At 69.8% G+C, this 20701-nt stretch carries 17 protein-coding genes; 10 read left to right on the forward strand and 7 right to left on the reverse strand.

From position 1 onward, the window contains the following. The first annotated feature begins 105 nt into the window (after window positions 1-105). The 6 genes from bamA to lpxB all read left to right on the forward strand — a co-directional run bounded on the left by bamA (window position 106) and on the right by lpxB (window position 6466). The gene (gene bamA / locus NUW50_RS05945) at window positions 106-2538 is read left to right on the forward strand and encodes an outer membrane protein assembly factor BamA (RefSeq protein ID WP_258288143.1); all 2433 of its coding nucleotides are present in this window, start codon (window positions 106-108) and stop codon (window positions 2536-2538) included. 4 nt (window positions 2539-2542) lie between these two features. Next, on the forward strand, window positions 2543-3148 hold the full coding sequence (locus NUW50_RS05950; protein ID WP_258288144.1) for an OmpH family outer membrane protein: 606 nt from the start codon (window positions 2543-2545) through the stop codon (window positions 3146-3148). A 62-nt stretch (window positions 3149-3210) separates the two neighbouring features. After that, the gene (fabZ, locus tag NUW50_RS05955; protein ID WP_258288145.1) at window positions 3211-3669 is read left to right on the forward strand and encodes a 3-hydroxyacyl-ACP dehydratase FabZ; all 459 of its coding nucleotides are present in this window, start codon (window positions 3211-3213) and stop codon (window positions 3667-3669) included. A gap of 4 nt (window positions 3670-3673) precedes the next feature. After that, the gene (gene lpxA / locus NUW50_RS05960) at window positions 3674-4471 is read left to right on the forward strand and encodes an acyl-ACP--UDP-N-acetylglucosamine O-acyltransferase (RefSeq protein ID WP_258288146.1); all 798 of its coding nucleotides are present in this window, start codon (window positions 3674-3676) and stop codon (window positions 4469-4471) included. A 4-nt stretch (window positions 4472-4475) separates the two neighbouring features. Continuing rightward, window positions 4476-5294, forward strand: coding sequence for an LpxI family protein (locus NUW50_RS05965; RefSeq protein WP_258288147.1), 819 nt, complete (start codon window positions 4476-4478; stop codon window positions 5292-5294). Then, window positions 5291-6466 (forward strand): lipid-A-disaccharide synthase, encoded by a 1176-nt coding sequence (gene lpxB, locus NUW50_RS05970; protein ID WP_258288148.1) that lies wholly within the window; start codon window positions 5291-5293, stop codon window positions 6464-6466. The genes NUW50_RS05965 and lpxB overlap by 4 nt, the downstream gene beginning before the upstream one ends. A 4-nt stretch (window positions 6467-6470) precedes the next feature. On the opposite strand, the gene NUW50_RS05975 is transcribed toward lpxB, so the two are convergent. Continuing rightward, window positions 6471-10067, reverse strand: coding sequence for a hypothetical protein (locus NUW50_RS05975; RefSeq protein ID WP_258288149.1), 3597 nt, complete (start codon window positions 10065-10067; stop codon window positions 6471-6473). 212 nt (window positions 10068-10279) lie between these two features. On the opposite strand from NUW50_RS05975, the gene NUW50_RS05980 reads away from it, so the two are divergent. After that, window positions 10280-11002, forward strand: a complete 723-nt coding sequence (locus tag NUW50_RS05980; RefSeq protein ID WP_258288150.1) for an SIMPL domain-containing protein — start codon at window positions 10280-10282, stop codon at window positions 11000-11002. 166 nt (window positions 11003-11168) lie between these two features. On the opposite strand, the gene NUW50_RS05985 is transcribed toward NUW50_RS05980, so the two are convergent. Further along, window positions 11169-11483, reverse strand: a complete 315-nt coding sequence (locus NUW50_RS05985; RefSeq protein ID WP_258288151.1) for a GIY-YIG nuclease family protein — start codon at window positions 11481-11483, stop codon at window positions 11169-11171. An 86-nt stretch (window positions 11484-11569) separates the two neighbouring features. On the opposite strand from NUW50_RS05985, the gene NUW50_RS05990 reads away from it, so the two are divergent. Genes NUW50_RS05990 through NUW50_RS06000 form a run of 3 tightly spaced genes read left to right on the forward strand, consistent with a single transcriptional unit; the run spans window position 11570 to window position 13857 of the window. Beyond that, window positions 11570-12091, forward strand: a complete 522-nt coding sequence (locus tag NUW50_RS05990; protein WP_258288152.1) for a DUF2239 family protein — start codon at window positions 11570-11572, stop codon at window positions 12089-12091. 2 nt (window positions 12092-12093) lie between these two features. After that, entirely contained in the window at window positions 12094-12528 is a 435-nt protein-coding gene (locus tag NUW50_RS05995) for a DUF1330 domain-containing protein (RefSeq protein WP_258288153.1), read from the forward strand. A gap of 36 nt (window positions 12529-12564) precedes the next feature. Beyond that, window positions 12565-13857 (forward strand): O-acetylhomoserine aminocarboxypropyltransferase/cysteine synthase family protein, encoded by a 1293-nt coding sequence (locus tag NUW50_RS06000; RefSeq protein WP_258288154.1) that lies wholly within the window; start codon window positions 12565-12567, stop codon window positions 13855-13857. A gap of 43 nt (window positions 13858-13900) precedes the next feature. Here the strand turns inward: NUW50_RS06000 and pcaF are convergent, their stop codons facing one another. From pcaF to NUW50_RS06025, 5 genes are all read right to left on the reverse strand, one after another. Continuing rightward, window positions 13901-15103 (reverse strand): 3-oxoadipyl-CoA thiolase, encoded by a 1203-nt coding sequence (gene pcaF, locus NUW50_RS06005; protein WP_258288155.1) that lies wholly within the window; start codon window positions 15101-15103, stop codon window positions 13901-13903. Between the two features lie 114 nt (window positions 15104-15217). Further along, window positions 15218-17353, reverse strand: coding sequence for a GumC family protein (locus NUW50_RS06010; protein ID WP_258288156.1), 2136 nt, complete (start codon window positions 17351-17353; stop codon window positions 15218-15220). A 174-nt stretch (window positions 17354-17527) separates the two neighbouring features. Continuing rightward, window positions 17528-18343 (reverse strand): metallophosphoesterase, encoded by an 816-nt coding sequence (locus NUW50_RS06015; protein WP_258288157.1) that lies wholly within the window; start codon window positions 18341-18343, stop codon window positions 17528-17530. Further along, entirely contained in the window at window positions 18340-19980 is a 1641-nt protein-coding gene (locus NUW50_RS06020) for an O-antigen ligase family protein (RefSeq protein WP_258288158.1), read from the reverse strand. Before NUW50_RS06020 ends, NUW50_RS06015 begins: the two co-directional genes overlap by 4 nt. Further along, window positions 19977-20651, reverse strand: coding sequence for a hypothetical protein (locus NUW50_RS06025; RefSeq protein ID WP_258288159.1), 675 nt, complete (start codon window positions 20649-20651; stop codon window positions 19977-19979). The genes NUW50_RS06020 and NUW50_RS06025 overlap by 4 nt, the downstream gene beginning before the upstream one ends. Window positions 20652-20701: the final 50 nt, after the last annotated feature.

The raw sequence follows: 20701 nt of genomic DNA on the forward strand, positions 1-20701 counted from the left end.
CATGACGGACCGCCCGATCGGGCGGTCTTCGCCTTTTGACAACCTTTGATAATCCCGATACTCAACATCTAGAACGTATATCGCGGGCGAGGTAGTTCTGGGGCCATGACGAGCATCAGTAAAGGCGCCGCAGAGCGCCGGGGACATATTCGAAATCTGGCATTGCGATTGTGTGTCGTGCTGGCCCTCGGGCTGAGCATCGGCGCCGCTGCGGTTCCGGGTGCCGCGCAGGCCCAGAGCTATTCCTTCAACGCGGTGAAGATCGAGGGCAACCAGCGCATCGAGCCCGCCACGATCCTCTCCTATGCGGGCATTCCGCGGGGCACGCCGATCAGCGCAGGGCAGATGAACGACGCCTATCAGCGGCTGGTCAATTCCGGTCTCTTCGAGGCGGTCGAGCTCTCGCCCCAGGGCGGCACGCTGGTGATCCGGGTCACCGAATATCCAACCATCAACCGGATCAATGTCGAGGGGAACCGGCGGCTCAAGGACGATCAGGTGATGGAATTCATCCGGTCGCAGCCGCGCAAGGTCTATTCGCCCGCGGTGGCCGAGCAGGACGCGGCCGCGATCGTCGATGCCTATGAATCGCTGGGCCGCCTGGCCGCGACCGTGACGCCGAAGATCATTCGCCGCTCGGGCAACCGGGTCGATCTGGTCTTCGAGGTTGCCGAGGGCAAGGTGGTCGAGGTCGAGCGCCTGTCCTTCGTCGGCAACCGCGACTATTCCGACGCCCGCCTGCGTCGGGTGCTGGGCACCAAGCAGGCCGGCATTTTCCGGCAGATCATCCAGAAGGACACCTTCGTTCCCGAGCGGATCGCCTTCGACAAGCAGGTGCTGCGCGATTTCTACCTGTCGCGCGGATACATCGACTTCCGGACAAAGTCGGTGACCAGCGAATTCTCGCGCGAGAAGAACGCCTTTTTCCTGACCTTCCATGTCGAGGAAGGGCAATCCTACAAGTTCGGCAAGATCACGGTGGTCTCGGAAATCCCCGAGGCCGACGCGAAGGACTTCGAAAGCCAGCTGAAGATTCGCCGCGGGGCGACCTATAGCCCGGCGCTGGTCGACAATGTCATCAGCCGGATCGAGGCGCTGGCACTGAAGAAGGGGATGAGCTTCGTTCGCGTCGATCCCCGCGTCACCCGCCATGACCGCGACGCGACGCTGGACATCGAATTCGCCATCGTCCGGGGCGAACGGATCTTCGTCGAGCGGATCGACATCGAAGGCAACGCGACGACGCTGGACCGGGTGATCCGCAACCAGTTCCGGACCGTGGAAGGCGACCCCTTCAACCCGCGTGAAATCCGCGAGGCCTCGGAACGTATCCGGGCCCTTGGCTTCTTCTCCTCGACCGATGTGCAGGCCCGCCAGGGCACCGCCCCCGATCAGGTCGTCGTCGATGTGAATGTCGAAGAGCAGAATACCGGCTCGCTTTCCTTCGGGGCGTCGTTCAGCCAGGACAGCGGCGCCGGGGTGAACATCTCGTTCAGCGAGTCGAACTTCCTTGGCCGCGGCCAGGGGCTTCGGTTCGAGGTGCTGACGACCTCCAGTTCGTCGTCGTTCAACTTCAACTTCACCGAGCCGAATCTGCTGGGCCGCGACCTTGTCGGCGGGCTGGGGCTGAGCTACCGCGAGACCGAGAACTACAACTCGAACTTCAGCACCCGGACCGGCAAGTTCTCGCCCTCGCTGTCCTTCCCGATCAGCGACAACGGGCGCCTGAGCGTGCGCTATACGCTGGGCTATGCGGAACTCTTCGATGTCGACAACGGCGATTCCGATGCCGACGGCTTCAATGATGGCGACATCGACCAGAACGGCGTGATCGACCCTTCCGAGACCGCCTCGGGTTCGTCCTTCATCCTGCAGCAGGAAGAGGCGCTTGGCCCGGCCTGGACCTCGAGCCTGGGCTATGGATACACCTATGACACCCGCACCGGCGGTCTCGACCCGCGCGGCGGAATCCTGCTGCGCTTCGGGCAGGACTTCAGCGGCCTTGGCGGCAACTCCAAGTTCATCAAGACCTCGCTTCAGGCCGCGGCCGAACGCCGGGTGGCGAATGAAGAAGTGACCCTGCGGGCGACCTTCGAGGGCGGCGCGCTCTACATGCTGGACGGCGAAAGCCGGTTCACCGACCGCTATCTTCTGACCTCGCAGCAGATGCGCGGCTTCGAATATGCCGGGATCGGGCCGCGTGACATGGCGGTCAGCAACCAGGACGCATTGGGCGGCAACTACTACTTCGTCGCGCGGCTCGAGGCTGAATTCCCGCTCGGCCTGCCCGAGGAATACGGGATTTCCGGCGGCGCCTTCTTCGATGTCGGCTCGCTCTGGGGGCTGGACAACGTGAATGGCGGCGCGACGGGCACCGACACGGTCGATGACGGCTTCCATGTCCGTTCGTCGGTCGGGCTGTCGGTGTTCTGGAGCACCCCGATCGGGCCGCTGCGGTTCAACTTCTCGAAGGCGCTGAACAAGCAGGACTACGACCGGGTTCAGTCCTTCGATCTGTCGATCTCGACACGGTTCTAGGACGATGCATCTGAAGCCGCGCCTTTTGCGTGTCGCGGCCCTGGCCCTGGTTCTGGCCGCTCCGGCATTCGGACCGGCCCGGGCGCAGGACGCCACCGCGCCGCCCCCCGGTCTGGGCTATCCGACGACCCAGGATGTGCCCTCTCAGGTCCTGACGCTGGATCAGGAGCGGCTGTTTTCCGAGAGTCTGTTCGGCAAGCGGGTCACCGCCGAGATCGAGGACCGGGCCCGGGCGCTGGCGGCGGAGAACCGCAAGATCGAAGCCGATCTCGAAGCGGAAGAGCAGGCGCTGACCGAGGCACGCCCGACGCTTCCGGTGGAGGAGTTCCGCTCCCGCGCCGATGCCTTCGACGCCAAGGTGCAGAAGATCCGTGCCGAGCAGGCAGCAAAATCCCGTGCCCTCAACACGTTCCGCGATTCCGAGCAGCAACGCTTCGCGGCCGCACTGGGCTCGGTCCTGGCCGATGTCGCGCGGCAACGCGGCGCGCTGCTGGTGATCGACCGGCGCGTGGCGCTGATCTCGGCCGATTCGATCGACGTGACCGACGACGTGGTCGCAGCCATGGACGCCCGTCTCGGGGACGGGGCGGAAGGGGCCCCAAAGGAATAGGTCAGCTTGTTCCCTCGGGATTGAGTTGGTATTGCGCCCGGACAACGAAAGGAACCCGGTAGATGAGTGACGGTTTGGCCAGCGCCGACATCCAGTTGATCCAGCGGATCATTCCACATCGCTACCCGTTCCTTTTGGTTGACCGGGTCGAAAGGATCGACGGCGACAAGAGCGCGGTCGGCATCAAGAACGTGACCATGAACGAGCCGCATTTCCAGGGCCATTTCCCGGGCACGCCGATCATGCCGGGTGTGACGATCATCGAGGCCATGGCGCAGACCGCGGCCGTGATGGTCGGGGTTGCCAAGGGTCTGGTGGACCGCCGCTTCCTGATCTATTTCATGGGTATCGACGCCGCCAAGTTCCGCCGCAAGGTGGTGCCGGGCGACCAGCTGCAACTGCATATCGAGACCAAGCGGGGCGGCGGCAAGATCTTCAAGTTCCATGGCCGCGCGACCGTCGAAGGCGAGCTGGCCGCCGAAGCGGAATTCACCGCGATGCTGGATCTGCCGAAAGACTGATGCGATGAGCATTCACCCGGACGCCCGGATACATCCCTCGGCCATCGTCGAGCCCGGCGCGGTGATCGGGGCCGATTGCGTCATCGGCCCGTTCTCGACCGTCGGGCCCGAGGTCACCCTTGGGGTCGGGGTGACGGTGAAGTCGCATGCGGTGCTGACCGGCTGGACCGAGATCGGCGCAGGCTCCGAGGTGTTCCCCTTCGCCACGGTGGGCGAGGTGCCGCAGGACCTGAAGTTCGAGGGCGAGCGGACCCGGCTGATCGTCGGTGAACGCTGCCGGATCCGCGAAGGCGCGACGCTGAATACCGGCACCAGGGGTGGCGGCGGAGTGACCCGGGTGGGCGACGACTGCCTGATCATGACCGGGGCCCATGTCGGACATGACGCCCAGGTCGGCAATCGGGTGGTGATGGCCAACCAGGCGGCTCTGGCCGGGCATTGCGTGATCGGTGACGACGTCATCATCGGCGGGCTTTCGGGCATCCACCAGTTCGTCCGGGTCGGTCAGGGCGCGATCATCGGTGCCGTCACCATGGTGACCAATGACGTGATCCCCTACGGGCTGGTGCAGGGGCCGCGCGGGCGGCTCGACGGGCTGAACCTCGTCGGCCTGCGCCGGCGCGGCGTGCAGCGGGCCGAGATCAGCGCCCTGCGGGCCGCCTTCGAGCGCCTGGCCTCGGATGAGGGCTCGTTCCTCGACCGCGCCCGCGCCCTGGGGGCCGAGACAGACAGCCCGCATGTGCGCCAGATCGTCGAGTTCATCCTCGGTCAGTCCGACCGCTCCTTCCTGACGCCGGAGTAGCGCGGTGGCGGGGGCTGAGAATCCGGGCCGGGTGGCTCTGATCGCCGGGCAGGGGCGGTTGCCGGCGCTTCTGACAGCGCATCTGCAGGCCGAGGGCCGGGCCGTCACCGTTTTCGCACCGCAGGGCTTCACGCCGGAAGGGGTTGCCGCAGAGCTGTTCCGCTTCGAACATCTGGGCAGCCTGATCGCCGGTCTTGCCGCCGAGGGCTATGACAGTGTCTGCCTGGCCGGAGCGGCGCGGCGGCCGCGTTTCGATCCCGCCGCGCTCGACGCCGCCACGGCGCCGCTGGTGCCCCGGATCATGGCCGCGATGGCGCAGGGTGACGATGGCTTGCTGCGCTTTGTCATCGGCCTGTTCGAAGAGGCCGGCCTGCAGGTCGTCGGTGCGCATGAGCTGATGCCGTCCCTGGTCGCGCTGCCGCCCGGACCGGCGCCCGACGCCGGGATGCAGAGCGATGCCGGGCGCGGTGCCGCGATCCTGGCCGCGCTCGGGCCGCTGGATGTCGGGCAGGCCTGTGTCGTGGCGGGCGGCCATTGCCTGGGGATCGAGACCCTGCAGGGCACCGCCGCGCTGCTCGATTTCGTCGCCCGCAGCCGTGGCCTGCTGGACCTGCCGCCGGGCGGGGTGCTGGTGAAACGCTCGAAGCCCGGTCAGGACCTGCGCATCGACCTTCCGGCGATCGGCCCGGACACTCTGGACCAGGCCACCGCGGCCGGGCTGGGCGGGATCTGCGCCGAGGCGGGCCGGGTGATGTTTCTCGATCGCGACCGGCTGTTCGCCGAGGCGGAACAGCGGGGCCTGCGGATCTGGGCGAGCCCGTGACCCGCGTGTTTCTGGTCGCCGGAGAGCCTTCGGGAGACCGGCTGGGTGCGGCGCTGATGGCCGGGCTCCGGCAATTGCGCCCCGAGGTGGCTTTCCAGGGGGTCGGCGGCGCCGCGATGGGCGCCGAGGGGCTGGAGAGCCTGTTTCCGATGCAGGAACTCTCGGTCATGGGGCTGAGCGAGGTGCTGCCGAAATACCGCGCCCTGAAGGCTCGGATGGTGCAGACCGCCGACGCCGTGATCGCCGCGAGGCCCGATGTGCTGGTCGGCATCGACAGTCCGGACTTCTGCCTTCGGGTGGCGGCAAGGGTCCGCGCCGCGGCACCCGACATCCGCATCGTCCATTATGTCGCGCCCTCGGTCTGGGCCTGGCGACCGGGCCGCGCCGCCAAGATGGCCCGCCATGTCGATCAGGTGCTGACCCTTCTACCCTTCGAGCCGCCCTATATGGAAGCCGCCGGGATGCGGGCCGATTTCGTCGGCCATCCGGTGGTCTCGGACCCCTTGGCCGACCGGGACCAGATCGCCGGGTTCCGGGCCGAGGAGGGCCTGGGAGAGGCGCCGGTGCTGCTGGTTCTGCCCGGGTCGCGCCGGTCCGAGGTCACGCGGCTGATGCCGGTCTTCGGGGCCGCATTGCGACTGATCCTGGCGGCACGGCCGGGCACCCGTCTGGTGCTGCCGGCCGCCGCGCCGGTGGCCGAGGCGGTGATCGAGGCGGCCAGGGGCTGGCCGGGGCGGCCGTTGATCCTCGACCCGCGCGGCCAGGCGCCGGAGCGTGCCGCGGCACGCAAGCGGGCGGCCTTCGGGGCTGCAAATGCGGCGCTGGCCGCTTCGGGCACCGTCAGCCTGGAACTCGCCGCCGCCGATACCCCGATGGTCATCGCCTATGATCTGCGCTGGCTGAGCTGGCAGATCATGAGCCGCATGGCCCGGGTGCCCTCCGTGACGCTGGTCAATCTGGTCTCGGGGTGCCGCGCGGTGCCGGAGCTGCTCGGGCCCGCCTGCCGACCCGAGCTGATCGCTCAGGCCGTGGCGGCGCTGCTGGGTGACGGCGCGGCGCAGGCGGCGCAGCGTCAGGCGATGGCGGAAACCATGCAGGCGCTCGGAAGGGGCGGAGAGCCGCCGGGCCTGCGCGCGGCGCGGGCGGTGCTGGACGGGCTGGCGGCAGGCTGAGGCGTCAGGTCTTCGAGGGCATCTTCAGCTTGTGCTGCCGGTTGCCCTTCACATAGATCAGCTCGGATTCCCCGATCGCCGCCACCTTTCCGCCGTCGAGCCGGTCGCCGATCTGGACCTTGACGTATTTGCCATTCGCCAGCCGGACCAGCGCCCGCCGGGACGAGGACGAGCCGTAGATCCCGATCAGGTTGATCTTCGACAGCTTGATCGCGTTCGGGACCGTCGCGGATTTGGCCACGCTTGCCTTGGTCGGCAGTTTCGGCATCACCGCGGCGGCGGCCTGCACCTTCGCGCCGCCGGCTTTCTTGGCCGGGGCCGGGGCAGGGGTCGCCACCACGGCGGCGGCGAGTTTCTCGATATTGCCGGGTTTCGGCTTTGGCAGCAGGGAGGTCTGCACCGCCAGCTTGGTTCCGGGAGCGAGTTCCAGCGCCACCTGCGCCACCGCGGCATTCGCCGCCTCGGCCACCGCATCCACCGCCGCCGCGTCCGGCACGCGCGAGGCCAGCGCCAGCTTCTCGATCACCGCGGGCCGCTGTCGCGGGCGCAGCCCGGCCAGTTCGACCCGCGTGCGGCCGCCGAGCGTGGCCTTTTCGTTCAGCTCCGTCAGATCCTCGGGTCGGGGCTTCGGCCGGATTTTCGGCACGGCCGGGGCGGCATCGGTCGCGGGGGTCGCCGCATCGGCGCCCGGCGTCTCGGGCGTCGCGGGCGGGTTGGCGGCTGCGGCGGCGGCTTCGGCCGATCCCGGGCGCGGCGCCGGGGTCACCGCCGGCTGGCCCTGGAAGATCAGCACCCCGTCCGGGTTCAGCGCACCCTCGGGCGTCGCCCGCACCAGACCGCGTTCGTCGAAATCGAACCGGGTTCCGGCGGGCGGCGGCGGCAGCTGGGTGAGCAGCCGCGCATCGCGTGACGGGACCGGCAGGGCTACGGCATCCTCGCCCTCGATCTGGGTGTCGATCGCCGCAACATAGAGATCATCGACCGAGTCGAAGCCCGGTTCGGGCAGTGGTTCCGGCGGCAGCACCCAGATGCCGGTGGCGGCATAGCGACGCTCGGCCACCTCGGGGGTCAGCTCTTCCAGAAGCTGCGCCGCGATCCGTTCGGCGGCTCCGTCGTCGGTGCCGACCAGTTCGGTCACCGGATCCTGCGGCAGGGCCGGGGTCTCGGGAACCGGCGCCACGTCCAGAGGGGCGCCCGCGTCCGGAACCTCGGGTTCGGTCAGGGCGGCAAGCTCGGTCTCCGGTCCGCTGTCCTCGGCATCTGCCAGGTCGGTCTCGCCGGTGCCCGCACCGTCGATCTCGGCGCCATCCAGCTCCGCCATGTCGGTTCCGGCCCCGTCCGGAGAGACCGCACCGCCACCCGGCACGGCGTCCAGCAGCGCGTCCGGCTCACCATCGGCCAGAGCTTCCTCGTCAACCAGGCCGGCATCGCCACCCTCCAGCGCCGCGGCACCATCCGGGCCGAGCGTTTCGGAAACCGACGGGTCGAGAGCCCCGGGCATGGGGCTGGCATCGGTGCCATCGGTGGGCAGGGCGGCGACCTTGGTGCCATCCTGGGCAGGGGCGTCTTCGGCGGGGTCGAGCGGTCGCCCGGCGAGATCGGCGGCAGGGGCCGGGTCGCCGGGAAGAACCGGATCGGCCGCGGCCACCTCGGGCGCGGTGAGCACCGGGTCGGGGCTCGGCAACTCGGGCTGCGGTGGTTCGGCGGCAGCGCTCTCGGTCAGGGTGTCGGCGCGCGGCGCGACCGGGCTCTCGGGCGGCGGCACCAGCGCGACCTCGGCGTCGGTGCCGGCCGGGCCGTCGCTCCAGAAGGTGGACCAGAGGGCAAGCCCCGCCATCGCGGCCAGAAGCAGAAGGGTCATCACCACGACGGCCATGGGGGAACTGCGCCGGCCACGCGCGGCGAGCGGTTTCCGGGCTCCGAAGACCGAGAGGTCGTCGCGGTCCCGCGCCGGCAGCTTGCCGCCGGGCGGTTCGGGAACCGGGGCGCTTCCGGGGCCCGGCTCGGGCTTGGCGGCGGCCTTCGCCTTGGCAAGCGCGGCGGCCTTGGCGGCATGTTTCGGCCCGAAATTGATCACCGGAGCCCGGCGGGCCGGGGCGCCGGCGACCGGCTTGATGCCCGGGGGAACCGGCGGCACGCGGCGTAGGCTCGGCGGCGGCACCTGTCCCTGCACCTTCGCTTCGGCCCGGATCGGCACAGGGGACTTGGACGGCTCGGCCGGGGCCGGCTCGGGCGGAGCGTCTGCAAGGGCAAGCCCGGCCTCGCTCTGTCCCGTCGCCTCGCCCATGGGCGTTCCGGGGCCGTCCGAGGCGGCGCTGTCGGCCATTGCCGCGGGACGCGCGGGCCCCTGTTTGTCGGAGCTGACCAGCACCGGCGTCGCGGTCCGCTCGGGCAGCGGCACCCGGCTCGGCACCAGTTCCGGCTGGCCGGACGGGGGCGAGAGCCTGGGTTCGATCCGGGGCGGCGGGGGCGTGCCGGCGGCCCGGCGCGAAGCAAAGGTCGGCACCGGGCGCGGCTCGGCCGCGGCATCCCTCGGGTCAGCCTGGGCCGCGGCGCCCCGCGACAGTTCGGGCGGCTCGACCCGGCCAGTGCCCTTGGCGCTGGCAGAGCCGCTTCCGTCATCCTTCGGCGCCGCGGGTTGCGGGGCCTGTGTTTCGACCGGCTCGGGAGGTGTCTCCGCCCCGGCGTCGTGGGACGCGGCGGGAAGCTCTTCGGCGTTGTCCGTCGCCGCTTCCGCGAGATCGGCTTTGTCCGTCTCGGTCGGCTCCCCGGCACCTTTCGCATCGGCATCGTCGGGCAAGGCGGAGTCCGGGGCGCCGGCCACTGCGGTTTCGGGCGCCGGTGATTCCGGGTCCCCGGCATCCGATGCAGGGGCCGCTGCATCCTGTTCCGGGATCGGCTCGGCCGGGGGCGGTTCCACGGCCGTGCTGTCGGCCTGTGCCGGGGCCGCGTCCCCGGCGTCCTCAGCGGTCTCGGGGGCTGCCTCCGCCGGGGCGGGGGCCTCGGCCGGTTCCGCAAAGGGGTCCGTCAGCGCCTCCGGTTCCGAGGCCAGCAGGCGCTCCAGATCCAGGGCCTCGACATCGGGCTCCACCGGCCCGGTGCCGGCCAGCAGTTCTGCTGCCGACTCCGCCGTCCCGAAGAACGGCTCGCCGGGGAAATTCTCCGGCGTCGGGGCGGCGGCGAAGGCCACCGGGTTGAACCGATGCTCGCGGGCAAAGGCTTCGGCCTCCCCCAGCGTGTCGCGGGCCACCACCGCCAGCCGGACCCGGCCCGGCCGCAGCGGCCGCCAGTCAAAGGCCAGTTCGTCGGGCGTGTAGGGCGTCAAACCTTCCAGCCGCTGGCTGATCTCTGCCCGCCGGTCCTGGTCGGGCATGTCGGGGCAGTCGATCTCGGTGTAGAGGATCTGCGAATCGGGGATCAGGACCTTCACCGCCATGCCGCCCGTTTCCAGGCTGACCGCCGTCTTGCGCAGCATCGCCAGCTTGCGGGCCAGGTCCGGATCGTCCAGCTTGGTGCTGCCGACCATGCGCCAGCCGGTCTTGCCCCTGTGCAGCAATGCGATGCCGTCATGGCCGAGATTGAGTGCGAAATTAGGTCTCATGAAGAATGCGTTATCCGTCCGTCTGGCCACCGGGGGGCGGTCGGCCGCCAGCATAATCCCGGCGCGCAACCAAGCCCAGCACCGAAAGTTGCCCTTCGGCGCAAATCCAGACTACAGGAGCGGTTTCGTGAAATGAAGTGTCTGGCCAAGAATGCGCCCCCGGGCGGCGTCTATGGGCATGATACCGCCACCGAAATCCACGGAGATGTGATATGAAATTCCTGCCTTGCCTGTTCGTTGCCCTCGCCTTCGGGCCGATTGCGGCGCTGCCCGCCGCCGCCCAGCAGGGCGCCGGAGCCGGCGCCGTGGCCCCCATGGCCAGCCTGACCGTCAGCGCCGAGGGCCATGTCGATGCGGCCCCCGACATGGCCGTGGTCAGCGTCGGCGTCACCACGACCGGCGAAACCGCCGCCGGGGCACTGGCCGAGAACAGCGACCGGGTCGCGGCCCTGCTGGCGACGCTGAAGCGGCAGGGCATCGAGGCCCGCGACATCCAGACCTCCGGGCTGAACCTGAACCCGGTCTTCGACAAGGACGGCCAGAAGGCGGGCCGGCAGGAGATCACCGGCTATCGGGTCTCGAATGTGGTCACGGTCCGGGTCCGGGCGCTGGACCGGCTCGGCCCGGTGCTGGACCAGATGGTCGAGAATGGCGCCAACCAGTTGAACGGGTTGAGCTTCGGCCTGTCCGAGCCGGGGCCGCTGCAGGACCAGGCCCGGGAACGGGCGGTGGCCGAGGCGCTGCGCCGGGCCCGGTTGCTGGCCGATGCGGCGGGGGTCGAACTGGGCCGGATCGTGACGATCCAGGAGGGCGGATCGTCCCCGGGCTCGCAGCCGATGTTCGCGCGCGAGGCGGCGATGGCGGTGCCGGTCGCCGGCGGCGAGGTCTCGGTTCAGGCTTCTGTGACCATCGTCTTCGAACTGGCCGGGCAATAGGCCCGGCGCCGCCGAGGGGAACGCCCGGGCTCGGGCCGCCCGGCGGCCGTCGCCCGGGCGTCGTCCGGCCCTGCCGTCCGGGGCGCTCCGATGCGGGGCTGCGGCACGGGTGGCGGGGGCAGGCACCTCCGGCGGGGATATTTGGAAGGTGAATCCGTGGCGGGGATCAGACCGGCTGGCCGCCGGTCTTGTCCAGCCAATGCGCCAGCCGCTCCTTCAGCAGGTCCTGCCGGCGCATTGCCGAGAGCTTCGGGTCCAGCGTCTCGAGCACCTCGAAGCTGAAATCCCCCTCGTCGGCATAGGCGGCGGCCAGGGCGGGATTGCGCTCGGTCCCGGTGGACAGGGTGAACCGCAACCGGTTCTCGGCCGCCGTCAGCCGCGACGCCGCCCCGACCCAGAGCCCGGCCCGCAGTCGCAGCGCGTAGATGCCGGCGTCCGGTTTCCGTTCCAGAAAGTCGGCCCGTGCCTGTTTGCGGTCCATCGCCGCCTCCGATTCGTTTTGCCCGGGTGTTATTGACATATTTTGATCCGGGTATAAATAGGCGCCGACCCAGACCGGAGGGGGCGATGCGCCTGACCGTTTTCGAGAACATGACCCGGATCGCCAGCGGCACGATCGCCGAGGTGGCGGCCGCCGCCCAGGCCGCCGAGGCGCGCGGCGGCCGGGTGCTGGCCTTCGACGATTCCAATGGCCGGGTCGTCGATCTCGACCTGCGCGGCAGCCCGGCCGAGGTCGCCGCCCGCCATGCGCCGCCGGCCCGCCGGGGCCGCCCGAAACTGGGGGTCGCGGCGAAGGAGGTGACGCTGCTGCCCCGGCACTGGGACTGGCTGGCCAGGCAGAAGGGCGGCGCCTCGGCGGCGCTGCGGCGGCTGACCGAAGCCGCGATCCGGGCCGAGACCGGCCCCGATCCGCGCCGGGCACAGGAAGCCGCCTATCGTGTTGCTACCGCCCTGGGCGGCGATCTGCCCGGCTATGAAGAGGCGATGCGGCTGCTCTTCGCGGGCAAGCTGTCCGAACTGGAACGGGCGCTGGCCGGCTGGCCGCCGGATCTGGCCGCCTATGTTCTCGCGCTCGCAAGGGGATCATGACCATGCGCTACCTTCACCCCACCGATGCCACGGCCCGGGCGCTGATCGCGCGGCGGATCGACGGCCCGATCCTGATGCTGAACCTGCTGCGGTTCCGGGCCGAGGCGGATTATGCCGCGACCCCGCAGCTGGCTCCGGAAGCGCCGGTCAGCGGCGCCGAGGCCTATGGGCGCTATTCGCGCGAGATCACGCCCCTGCTGGAGGCCACCGGCGGCGCGGTGATCTTCGAGGCCGAGGGCGGCGGCTGGTTCATCGGCCCCGAGGCCGAGCATTGGGACCGGGTGCTGATCGTCCGGCAGGCCAGCCTGCAGAGCTTCTTCGCCTTCGCGGGCGATCCGGCGGCGCAGACCGCGCTGGCGCATCGCACCGCCGCGCTGGCCGACAGCCGCCTGCTGCCGATGGCTGCCGGCTTGCCTTTCACTGCCTCCGCGCCCTAGGGTCGCGCCGACACTTGACCCAGGGGGAAGACACTCATGTCAGACGCACCGAGCTACGGTTTCGACACGCTGCAAATTCACGCGGGGGCCCGCCCCGATCCGGCCACCGGCGCCCGCCAGACGCCGATCTACCAGACCACCGGCTACGTATTCCGTGACGCCGATCACGCCGCGGCGCTGTTCAACCTGCAGGAGGTCGGCTTCATCTATTCGCGGCTGACCAACCCGACCATCGCGGTGCTGCAGGAGCGGATCGCCACGCTGGAGGGCGGCGCCGGGGCGGTCTGCTGTTCCTCGGGTCATGCGGCGCAGATCATGGCGCTGTTCCCGCTGATGGCGCCGGGCCGCAATGTCGTGGTCTCGACCCGGCTCTACGGCGGCACCGTCACCCAGATGAACCACACGATCAAACGTTTCGGCTGGTCGGCGAAATTCGTCGATTTCGATGATCTCGACGCGCTCAAGGCGGCGATCGACGACGATACCCGGGCCGTCTTCTGCGAGACCATCGCCAACCCGGGCGGCTATGTCACCGATATTCCGGCGGTGGCGGAAATCGCCGGCGCGGCGGGCCTGCCGCTGATCGTCGACAACACCTCGGCAACGCCCTATCTCTGCCGCCCGATCGAACTGGGCGCGACGCTGGTCGTGCATTCGACCACCAAATACCTGACCGGCAACGGCACCGTGACCGGCGGTTGCGTGGTGGATTCGGGCACCTTCGACTGGGCCGCCAGCGACAAGTTCCCCTCGCTCAGCGAGCCGGAGCCGGCCTATCACGGGCTGAAGTTCGCCGAGACCTTCGGCCCGCTGGCCTTTACCTTCCACGGCATCGCCATCGGGTTGCGCGATCTCGGCATGACGATGAACCCGCAGGGTGCGCACTACACGCTGATGGGGATCGAGACCCTGTCGCTGCGCATGGAGCGCCACGTGCAGAACGCCCGCAAGGTCGCGGAATGGCTCGAGAAGGACCCGCGGGTGGATTACGTCACCTATGCCGGCCTGCCGTCCTCGCCCTATTACGACCGGGCCCGGAAGATCTGCCCGAAGGGCGCCGGGGCGCTGTTCACCTTCGCGGTCCGGGGCGGCTACGATTCCTGCGTCAAGTTCGTCGATGCGCTGGAGATCTTCAGCCATGTCGCCAATCTCGGCGATACGCGCTCGCTGGTGATCCACTCGGCCTCGACGACGCACCGGCAGCTGACGCCCGAGCAGCAGACGGCATCGGGCGCGGCGCCGGAAGTGGTGCGGCTGTCGATCGGGATCGAGGATGCCGACGACCTGATCGCCGACCTGGATCAGGCGCTGGCCAAGGCGACCGCCTGAGCTACCGCCCCGGTGCCGGAGACCCGGCGCCGGGGCCACGCCCTCAGACCGCTTCGATGGCCATGGCGATGCCCTGGCCGACGCCGATGCACATCGTGGCGAGGGCGCGTTTCTCGCCGCGCAGCTGCAGTTCCAGCGCCGCGGTGCCGACCAGCCGGGCGCCGGACATGCCCAGCGGATGGCCCAGGGCGATGGCGCCGCCATTGGGGTTGATATGCGGGGCGGTCTCGTCCAGCCCGAGATCGCGCAGCACCGCGAGGCCCTGGGCGGCGAAGGCCTCGTTCAGCTCCACCACATCGAAATCACGCGGGTCCATGTCCAGCCTGTCGCAAAGCTTGCGGCTGGCCGGGATCGGGCCAAGCCCCATGACCCGGGGCGCGACGCCGGCGGTGGCGGCGCCGAGGATCCGGGCGATGGGCGTCAGCCCATGCGCATGGGCGGCCTCGGCCGAGGCCAGGATCAGCGCCGCGGCGCCGTCGTTGACGCCAGAGGCATTGCCCGCCGTGACAGTCCCTCCGGCGCGGAACGGGGCGCGAAGCCGGGCCAGGGCCTCCAGCGTGGTGTCGGGCCGCGGATGCTCGTCATGGCTGACCGTCACCGTGCTCTTGCGGCCGGTCACCTCGACCGGAACGATCTCGCGCGCCAGACGCCCCGAGGCCTGCGCGGCGGCGGCCTTCTGCTGCGAGCGGAGCGCGAAAGCATCCTGCTCCTCGCGGCTGATCCTGTAGTCCTCGGCGACATTCTCGGCGGTCTCGGGCATCGAGTCGGTGCCGTAGGCCCGCTCCATCGCCGGGTTGACGAAGCGCCAGCCGATGGTGGTGTCGTGGATCGTGGCGTCGCGGGAAAAGGCGCTGTCCGCCTTGCCGATCACGAAGGGAGCGCGGCTCATGCTCTCGACGCCGCCGGCGATCATCAGGGCGGCCTCGCCGGTGGCGATCGCCCGCGCTGCGGTGGCGATCGCGTCCATGCCCGAGCCGCAGAGCCGGTTGATCGTGGCGCCGGGCACGCTCTCGGGCAGCCCGGCCAGCAACAGCGCCATCCTGGCCACGTTGCGGTTGTCCTCGCCGGCCTGGTTGGCGCAGCCGTAGAGCACGTCATCGACGGCGGCCCAGTCCAGCCCGGGATGCCGGGCGATCAGCGCCTTGAGCGGCAGCGCCGCCAGGTCGTCGGCGCGGATCGTGGCCAGCGCGCCGCCATAGCGCCCGATCGGGGTCCGGATATAGTCGCAGATGAATACGTCGTGCATCGGGTCTCCTGGCGCTGCCGCAGCCTGTCGTCTCTGGCCCGTTACTGGCAGGAACCGGGGCCGAGGCCAAGGCCCCGACCCGTCGTGGAGCCGTGCAGAGAGGGCGCGCGCCGCCTAGCCGGCATAGTCGTCCTTGTAATAGGGGTAGCGCCGGCGCGTCTCGGGCTCGTGGTTCAGCACCGTCAGCAGCGCCTGATCCGGCCCCATGTTCTCGGTCAGGGTCTGGGTCGCGCTGCGCAGATCGGACTGGCTGAAGGTGGCGAAGCGGACCACCAGGGCCACGACATCGCCATAGGGCACCAGATAGCGGGCATCCACCACCGGTCCGACCGGCGGGGTGTCGAGGATGACGATGTCGAAGGCCTCGCGCCCGGCCCGGATCAGCCCGCGGAACGTGTCCGATCCCAGAAGCTGGTCGGTCTCCTGAAATGCCCGGCCGCGCCCAGTGATCAGAGAGGTCGCCGAGATAGGGTCCTGGGTCAGCAGTTTCTCGGCCGGTGTGGAACCGCTGGCATCGGTCAGATAGTCGATCAGCCCGCGTTCCGGCGTGATCCCTGCCAGCTGGTGAATCGTCGGCTTGCGCAGATCGGCGTCGATCAGCAGCACCGAGACCTGGCTCAGCGAGAAGGCCCGGGCCAGCGCCAGCGCGGTGGTCGATTTGCCCTCGGCCGGGCCGGAGGAGGTGACAACGATGGTGCGGCCGGGTTTGCGACCCTCGGCGTCCGGCTCGACAGGTCTCTGGCGCAGTTCCAGCTCGATCGAGGCACGCAGCCGTCGGATCGCCTCGGAATAGGCCGAGAGGGGCGAGGTGATGACATTGTCCGCGATCGAGCGTTCGGATTCGGGCTTCAGCGCCACCAGCGGGATGGCCGTCGCCACCTTCTGCTTCAGGACATCGCGAAGCTGGGTCTCCGAGACGATGCCGCCCAGGTAGAACTCGTTGAGAAAGGCCAGCCCGGTGCCCAGGCCCAGCCCGGCCAGCAGCGCCAACGCCAGAACGAGCTTTCGGTTCGGATAGCTGGCCGACACCGGCGGCAGCGCGGCCGAAACCACGCGACTGTCGGCGACCTGCACGGCGGCCTGCACCTCGATCTCGCGCAACCGTGACAGCAGGGTCTGGTACTGGCTCCGGGCAATGCTCGCCTCTTGCTGCAACTGGTAGATCTCCGACAGCATCTGGCTGGGCAGATCGCTGCTCAGAAGCGTCCGGCGCAGCTTGTCCCGCGTCTCGCGCATCGTTTGGTCCAGTGCCCCGGCCTTGTCGGTCAGTGCCGACAGTGCCTCTTCGGCCGCCCTGGCCTGCCGTGCATCCAGTGCCGCCAGGGCCGAGCGCAGGTCCACCTCGTCGCTCGAACCGCCATCCGTGCCGGCCAGTTGCCGCTCCAGCTTGTCGCGTTGTGCCTGCAGTTCCGCCAGGGCCTCGTCGCCGAGCCGGGCGGTCAGGGTCGCCCAGTCCTGCTGCTCCAGCGCCTTGCGGGCTTCGCGGGCGCTGACCTCGGCGGCCAGGCGCTGCTTGTCCAATGCCTCGATCTGGCGCTGCAACTCGGCCACTGCCGCACCGCCGCCTTCCGCCTCCAGACGGCCGAGATTGCGCGAGATGTAGTTGTCGATCGCGTCCTCCGAGGCCGTCATCGCCGCCTGGACGGTGGCGATCTGGTCCTGAAGCGCGTCGCGGGCGTTCAGCCGCGAGGCGACCTTGGATTCGATATTGGCCTGGATATAGGCCTCGGTCATCGCATTGGTCAGCGCCGCCGCCCGCTCGGCGTCTTCCGAGGACACCGATACCGCGATCAGATAGGTCAGGCCGCGCCGCCGCACCGTCACCGCCTTCTGGAACCGGGCCAGCACCTGGTTCAGCAGCCGGGTGCCCGATTCCGCCGTGTCGCTCCGAAAGCCGAGCGCCTGCCCGATCTTGGCGCCCAGTCCCAGGGTCGGGCCGAACTCGGGGTCGCTGATCAGGTTCATCCTGTCGACCACCGCCAGCGCCACGGTCGGAGAACGGAATATCTCGACCTCGCTTTCGACCCGTGCATTCTCGGTCGAGGCCGATTGGCTGGTATCATCGGAATAGACCAGCGATTTGGCCGCCGGATCGACCATCACCAGCGCGGTCGCGGTATAGATCGGCTTGACCAGCGCGATATAGCCCACGGCGATTGCCAGGCACAGCAATATGACCGACAGGATCAATTTCGATTGGCGCCGCAGTTGCAGGATCGTCGCCTTGATGTCGATGGGGTCCTGGTCCATGGATCAGGCCCAATTCCGGATCGGTCGCGGTTCTGGAAAATCTTCAATCATGATACGCCGTTCCATGCCAGCCTTTCCTGTTGGGTGAAAATTCGTCGGATTGGCCCATTCGGTTCATTTCCGGTTTCCGAATGGCGCCATTGCCGGGTGGTTTGCGTTTTCGGTTCCGGCCACTCATGTCTCCACCGCTTCGAGAAAGGCCGGCGCCTGGCCGTCCTGCAGCCGCACCGCCGTCAATCTACCGGTTGCGCAGGCGCCGGTATCGACGCCCAGCCGCCAGCCCCGACGCTCGGCCCGGGGCAGGGGGACATGGCCCTGCACGGCCAACCCGTTTCCCAGATCGGGCGGCGGCTTGGTCGGTGCCGCATCGAAGGCCCGCGACCACAGCAATTCGTGCGGGCGTTGCGCGTCGAGCCTGCGGGCCGGGTCGGGCCCGGCATGGCTGAAGAAGTGCGGCCCGATCCGCAGCCAGAGCGGCAGGCCGCGCAGGAAGGCCAGATGCGGCACCGGAACATGGCCGTCGATCCGCGCCGCAAGCTGCCGGGCCGGAAGCCGGTAGCCCAGTGTCGGGTCCGGCGCGATCCCGTAGGAGGCCAGGGTCTCGGCGCCGCCGAGCTTCAGCCAGGGCGCGGCCGGATCGGGCCGGGCGAAGAAGGCCAGCGCCATGGCTTCGTGATTGCCCATCAGGCATATCCGCTCCAGCCCCCTCGGCGGGGGCGCCAGCAGGTGCTCGATCAGCCCGGCGCTGGCCGGACCCCGGTCCAGCATGTCGCCCAGCACCACCAGCAGCGCCGGCTGCGTCGCGGGCCGGTCGGGGTCAGACAGGATCAGCCGCTCCAGCCGGCGGAACAGGTCCAGCCGGCCGTGCGGGTCGCCGACCGCATAGATCACCGCGTCGGGCCGGTTCAGGCTCTGCCCCCGGGCGACCGGGTCGGCGTGGTCCTGCCGCGCCGTGCCCAACAGGCGGTCCAGCCAGCCGCGCCCGCTCACGCCCCGATCCCCGTTCCCGGCGGCGCCTGTGCCGGGCCGCGGGTCTGCCGATTGCTCGCCGCTACCGCCAGCCGCCGCCGTGACAGGCCGAGCGCCAGGATGGCCAGAAAGACGAACAGGTTGGCCTGCATCTCCAGGCTGAAATCGACCAGTGAATGCACCGCGTTCTGGACCAGAACCGCAAGCGCCGCGACGACCAGAGCGACAGCCTCGCGCCGCCCGGCCAGCACCCTCGCCAGGTGCAGTCCCGCCGCCAGCCCGGCGAGCGGCAGCAGCGATCCGAAGATCAGCCCGAAATCGCTCCACAGGGTCAGATAGGAGGAATGCGGATGGTCCCAGACCAGATGGGTCGCCAGGGCGGGCCGGTGATAGAGTTCGAAGGCCAGCGCAAAGCTGTCGGCCCCGAAGCCGGTCAGCGGCCGATCGGCCAGCATGGCCAGCACCTGCCGGTAGATCTCGACGCGCGTATCGGCGTTGTTCAGCGTGAAGAGGCTGCGCTCGACGATCCCGGACGAGGCAAGAAGCCCCAGGCCAAGCAGCAGCGCCGGGCCCAGGCCGATCCGCCAGCGGCGCCTTGTCCGCTTCGCGCCCCCGATCCCGGGCCTGCGCGGCGAGATCGCCACGACCACGGCCAGGCCCAGCACGGTGGCCAACAGCCCCATCCGCGACTGGGTGGCGACCAGGCAGATCAGGATCAGCGCCAGAGCGCTCCACATCAGCGCCAGCGAGACGGTCTCGGGGCCTGCCGTGTGTCGGCCCGCCGGGGTCACCTGCCGGCTGCGGGTCCGCTCGACGATCATCGCCAGCCCCAGCACCGCTCCCATGCCCAGGAATGTGGCGAAGGAGTTGCGGTTGACGAAGGGGCCGGTCGCCACCCCGCGATAGGCCTGCTTCGGCCCCCAGAAATGCACATCGCCCAGCAGTTTCAACGCCACGATGCCCCAGACGGCATAGAGCGCGATGCCGGCAATGATCGCCATGCCGATCCGCTGCGCCCGGTCGCGGCGGCCCGAGGCTTCCAGCATCAGCACGAAGAACAGGCAGCTGGCGCTCATCCGCAACAGGCCGATCCGCCCGGCTTCGGGTGCCAGGCTGATGCTGCGCGGGGCCGGGGCGCCGGTGTCGGGCAGGGGCAGCATCCAGGCCCGCAGCAGCCCGGCCAGGGGCAGCGTCTGCAACAGCCCGTAGCCAAGCAGCAGCAGCGGCAACAGGAGTAGCGGAAAGCGCCGCAGCTTCATTCCGCCCAGGGCCCCGGTCGCCGCCGTCCGGGCCAGATAGAGGCAGGCCGTCGCATGAAGCACCGTGCTCCACAGCATCCAGGCGGCGGGCCGGTCGCTGCCGGCGGGCAGCGGTGCCAGCAGGACGATGCCGGTCAGCAGGCCCGCGACCACGCGGTTGACCGGCCGCATCCGTTCCTCCGGGGCAGGATCCGCCCGCCCGCCGGCCGGATCGGAAAGCCGGGCCGGTTCCGGCGGGATGGCGGGGGCGGCCGGGGGTTCGAGACGGAAGAAATCGGTCGGATTTTCCGCCCATCGGGCCCGGCCCCGCGCCGCGGCCCTGTGCAGCGCCTGGCGCAGCCCCGGTTCGGTGGCCTGATCCGCGCCCGGACGGGCGCTCGGGTCCTTGGCCCCCGTCATCCCTTCAGCGCCCGCAGCGCGTTCAGGAACCGGCGTTGCTGCGCGGGCCGGACGGTTTCGGCCACTGCGGTGATCAACGGCTGCAGGGCCGGATGGCTGTCATGCAGCCGGGCGAGAAAGGGGATGTAGGCCGGGCTCAGGAACAGCAGGCGGAGGTCGGCACGGGCGATCTGTTGCAGACCCGGTTCCGCGGATGCGGCGATCTGCGGGGCGATCAGGTCGATCCGCCGTTGCGCAAGCCAGCCCTCGGCGGGCGCGGTGCGCTGCGACAGCGCCAGATCACCAAGGAACCGGGGCCGGTCCCCGGCCTGCAGAGCCGCCTCGGCGGCGACCAGAAAGGCCATGCTGTCGGTCGGGCTGCGGCGCAGAATGCTGTCCGCCGCCCGGGCACAGGTCTGCACCAGCCCCTGCCGCAACTCGACCGGCTGAAACGCGCCATAGGGACCGCGCAGGCCCCGGTCGCAACTGTCCAGCAGCTCGCGCCGGGCCCGGAAGGAGGCGGGCGGTTCCACCGTCGCGCGGCCCAGGGCCGGTATCCGCAACCCGGGCGGCTGCCGGCCAAGGCGGAAGGCGGCGAACTCGCTGCGGAACGCGACCAGGCTTTGCAGGGCGGCGAAGCCGAGAAGCATCACGGCAAGCCAGGGGCCGATGGTCTTGATTGCCGGTGCCATTGGCGTCTTTCACGTTCTCCGGATAGGGAATGCCGAAACCACGCCAGCCA

Origin of the sequence: Frigidibacter sp. ROC022, assembly GCF_024723735.1 — a bacterium.
Lineage (GTDB): Bacteria > Pseudomonadota > Alphaproteobacteria > Rhodobacterales > Rhodobacteraceae > SLM-1.